At 49.7% G+C, this 1,014-nt stretch carries 9 tRNA genes; all 9 read right to left on the bottom strand.

The features are described 5' to 3' along the window. Positions 1 to 141: 141 nt before the first annotated feature. Positions 142 to 218, bottom strand: a tRNA-Met gene (locus tag IC214_RS12570). Positions 219 to 225: 7 nt separating this feature from the next. Next, positions 226 to 301 (bottom strand) — tRNA-Phe (locus IC214_RS12565). A gap of 3 nt (positions 302 to 304) precedes the next feature. After that, positions 305 to 381 (bottom strand) — tRNA-Ile (locus tag IC214_RS12560). 5 nt (positions 382 to 386) lie between these two features. Beyond that, positions 387 to 463 (bottom strand) — tRNA-Pro (locus IC214_RS12555). A 60-nt stretch (positions 464 to 523) separates the two neighbouring features. After that, positions 524 to 599: transfer RNA gene (locus tag IC214_RS12550), tRNA-Trp, on the bottom strand. 11 nt (positions 600 to 610) lie between these two features. Then, positions 611 to 684, bottom strand: a tRNA-Ile gene (locus IC214_RS12545). 4 nt (positions 685 to 688) lie between these two features. Next, positions 689 to 765, bottom strand: a tRNA-Pro gene (locus IC214_RS12540). Between the two features lie 10 nt (positions 766 to 775). Next, positions 776 to 866, bottom strand: a tRNA-Ser gene (locus IC214_RS12535). 23 nt (positions 867 to 889) lie between these two features. Further along, a tRNA-Ser gene (locus IC214_RS12530) sits at positions 890 to 978 on the bottom strand. Positions 979 to 1,014: the final 36 nt, after the last annotated feature.

Genomic DNA, 1,014 nt, shown 5'->3' with positions numbered 1-1,014 from the left:
GAGCCAGGATCAAACTCTCAAATAAAAGTTTATCAGGCTCAGATACTATTGTTATCTAAATATCTGGCTTTATGGTTTGTTTCTTGTTTTATAAATTAACCTACTGTTTAATTTTCAAAGTTCTTTATTGATATAGTTAGATGGTAGCGGTAATAGGAGTCGAACCTATGACCTTTCGGGTATGAACCGAACGCTCTAGCCAACTAAGCTATACCGCCGTATTTCTGGTGCCCAGAGGCGGAATCGAACCACCGACACGGGGATTTTCAGTCCCCTGCTCTACCGACTGAGCTATCTGGGCAAATGGTGGGCCTAGCTGGACTCGAACCAGCGACCTCACGCTTATCAGGCGTGCGCTCTAACCACCTGAGCTATAGGCCCTTACTTGGTCGAGGTGAAGGGACTCGAACCCCCGGCCCCATGGTCCCAAACCATGTGCGCTACCAAACTGCGCTACACCTCGAAATATTATTTACTATCTTATATTACTCTAAAACTCATTTTTTTTCAAGTCCTTTTTATTTGGCAGGGGTGGAGGGACTCGAACCCCCGGCGCACGGTTTTGGAGACCGACGCTCTACCAACTGAGCTACACCCCTATGAAGAATAATGGACCTTCAGGGACTCGAACCCCAGACCTACCGGTTATGAGCCGGGCGCTCTAACCAACTGAGCTAAAGGTCCTGGTTGGTCGAGGTGAAGGGACTCGAACCCCCGGCCCCATGGTCCCAAACCATGTGCGCTACCAAACTGCGCTACACCTCGTTTTTTTAAATGGCGGAGAAGGAGGGATTCGAACCCTCGCACCGGTTACCCAGCCTAATCCCTTAGCAGGGGATCCTCTTGAGCCACTTGAGTACTTCTCCAAATTTAGTCCTATTATTTAGTTTGGCGGAGAGGGTGGGATTCGAACCCACGGCCCCTTTCGAAGTCACTGGTTTTCAAGACCAGCTCCTTAAACCACTCGGACACCTCTCCATTGGTGATCTATCCGCGACTCGAACGCGGGACACC

Origin of the sequence: Clostridioides sp. ES-S-0190-01, from assembly GCF_020658275.1 — a bacterium.
Taxonomy (GTDB): Bacteria; Bacillota; Clostridia; order Peptostreptococcales; family Peptostreptococcaceae; genus Clostridioides.
The sequence above is the reverse complement of the archived record's forward strand: the minus strand, read 5'-3'. Positions and strand labels throughout refer to the sequence as shown.